The 2,531-nt window shown below is 36.0% G+C and carries 4 protein-coding genes; all 4 read right to left on the bottom strand.

All coding sequences use genetic code 11. The features are described 5' to 3' along the window. Nucleotides 1–543 (bottom strand): hypothetical protein (locus tag CYP28_RS01825; protein ID WP_141090891.1); only part of this gene is annotated, 543 nt, incomplete at its 3' end. After that, nucleotides 540–1,601 carry a hypothetical protein gene (locus CYP28_RS01820; RefSeq protein ID WP_141090890.1) on the bottom strand — a complete coding sequence of 354 codons (1,062 nt, stop codon included), beginning with the start codon at nucleotides 1,599–1,601 and terminating at the stop codon, nucleotides 540–542. The genes CYP28_RS01825 and CYP28_RS01820, both read right to left, overlap by 4 nt. 241 nt (nucleotides 1,602–1,842) lie before the next feature. Further along, on the bottom strand, nucleotides 1,843–2,190 hold the full coding sequence (locus tag CYP28_RS01815) for a lipoprotein (protein ID WP_103592882.1): 348 nt from the start codon (nucleotides 2,188–2,190) through the stop codon (nucleotides 1,843–1,845). A gap of 12 nt (nucleotides 2,191–2,202) precedes the next feature. Then, nucleotides 2,203–2,531 (bottom strand): hypothetical protein (locus tag CYP28_RS01810; protein WP_219811235.1); only part of this gene is annotated, 329 nt, incomplete at its 5' end.

Genomic DNA, 2,531 nt, shown 5'->3' with positions numbered 1-2,531 from the left:
GTCATAGAAAAAGCCCTTTTGAATTTCAGATAACTTTGTTCTTGAAGAGCCAATATATCTAGCTTCTGCTGAACCATCATTGATGGTTGCAGCTGTAATTGTCGAGATGTTATTTTTTTGCTCATTAATAAATTTTAGATCATCATTTACACACTCAGCAAAACTATATGGAATTCTAAAACCACTTTGTTGCATAACAACGTTTGAAACAGTTACTCCTAAATTTTTTGCATCTGATTGTATCTCTTCTTGCGATTTGCTCTCTTTTATATTGTATTGGCAAACGTATGTTCCTGATTTAAAATCAATATTATCTAAAACAACATCATATTTATCGGCAACTCTTGGGGATAATTGAGGGCAGTTAATTGCATTAAATGTAGCTTGTTTTTGTTTGCTTGAATTTTCATTATATGAATACTCAAAATTAAAAGGCGCGCCAACTCCACGACCCGACCCACAAGTAGCTTGTTTGGCGTTAGCTACACATATACAAGAAGCCGCGAGAGCAAAGAATAAGAATACTCTTTTTACCATCATCATCTATTCGCTCCTTGATTGATATATAAAGGCTGTTGTTGCCCATTGTAATAATAATATTGTTGCGGACCATATTGCGGTGTTGCTGGATATGGTTGCATATTATATTGCTGTTGTGGTGGTATTGGTGGGTAATAGCCTTGTGGGGCTATATTTATATCTTGTTGTGTCTGAATACCGCCGTCGTAAGGGTTTAATGGCACTTGTTTTGCCACACTTCTGCTTGTTCCATTTGAGTAAGCAGATGTATTTCCAGTGAAACGTGGTTCATCAGTTTGGATTAAATTATTAGGAGCATAATTTACACCACGCATACCCCTAGAGTTGAAATCAACCTGCATATCGGCAAACATTAAAGTATCTTTGTTGATCTTAAAGCTATAACTTACCCTATCTAAATAGGCATTTCCGATCACGCTCGCTAGTGAGCTAACAAGTTCAACCACTGCGCCTGCTATATAGTCGCCAGTCTTTGGTTTTTCTGTTTTTGTATCTTGTGTTACAACAATGCCACCGCCACTTGATTGAACATTTGAGCTTTGACTTGTTCTACTACTTTTAAGTGCGTCCAAATAGTCTTGTGCATATTTTGTAGCAACAGTCGCCGAAGAGATAGCCCCAGCGGCCATAATTTTTTGTATCATGTAGTCATTGACGCTAGTTGCTATGTTGATAGATGTTCTTAGTCCATTTAAGACAACGCCTTGTTGAACTTGCATCTTCTTGCCATTTATCTCTACATATAGCGGTGTTGCTATAAGTGCTTGTGAAAAGAAATCAGGCGTCAATGTTACTGATAGCAGACCTTGTCCATAATCCATAAAATCACAACTTAAGGTAGCATAGCCTGCAATTCTTGCTATTTCAACTTCGTTTCTTAAAGAACAATAGCCTTGCACAAATTTAATGTCAGGCTTTATGCTCTGTTCTTTTTCGTTTTGTATAGCAGCAGCCCTTTGAGATGCTCGCTCTGTTTGAGCGGCCATTTCTTGACCATAAAAATCGTATCCAGCGGCAATAGGTGCGGCTTGCTGATTGTTTATAGCATTATTTCTTGGCATTTTTTGATAGGCTTTAAAATGCTCATATACTACTTCAGGGTAGTTAAATTGCCCTTCGTCTTTTTTTTGGTTATTGAGGTCTATTAAAGAGCTTTGCTCGTATGATCTGCTTTCATTTAAACCTTGTCCAGTATTTTTATAGCTTTCATATTCTAGCCCCTGATTAACAGATGATCCAGTTTCATCCGCAATTAAAACTTGTGCTGTTACTATGCTAGTAGCAATAAGTGTGTATATAAATTTACTTTGCATATTTAAAATCCCTTGCTATATCACCAAATACGTTATTTTTAAGTCCTTGCTTAGCAGGCAACTCTTGCTCCTCTAAAGCACCGCCTTTTGCTTGAAAATTCTTTTTGGCCGTTAGAATTTCAGCGATTTTATTCTCGCCATATCTAAGTTTTTGACTAAAGAAATCCGCATTGCCTCTTTCGATCTTATGAATTAGCTCTCTATCTCTATCTATGTTGTCAAACATATAGCCGCTATTAATACCCTTGCCATAAACCATATTTTGCTCATAGGTCTTTGGAGAACAACCAGTGAGAAGTAGTATTGCGCCAGCTATAAGAAATATTCTTTTTTTCATTTTTAGCCCTTTTTACTTTCTAAATTCAGTGCTTGGATAAAAGCCATTGAGGGAATTTACCTTCTGATTTTTTAAACTTCTATCGCCATAACTATAACTTTGAGAAACATTAAATCTTACATCTTTATAATCCACTTGACCAAATGCTGCATCTCTTGTTATATAAAAAGTAGTGCCGTTGAGTAAGATTACATCATAATCTCCATCTTTTTTAAAGGCAGATACAATTTTATCACCATTAAGCTGGAAGTATTTTTTAATGACATCCAATGGGTTATATTTGATGTTCCATACATATCGGTAGTTTAATGACAAATAGTTGTCGTCGATCACATATTTAT

The sequence above is a fragment of the Campylobacter concisus genome (assembly GCF_002914195.1).
Lineage (GTDB): Bacteria > Campylobacterota > Campylobacteria > Campylobacterales > Campylobacteraceae > Campylobacter_A > Campylobacter_A concisus_M.
The sequence above is the reverse complement of the archived record's forward strand: the minus strand, read 5'-3'. Positions and strand labels throughout refer to the sequence as shown.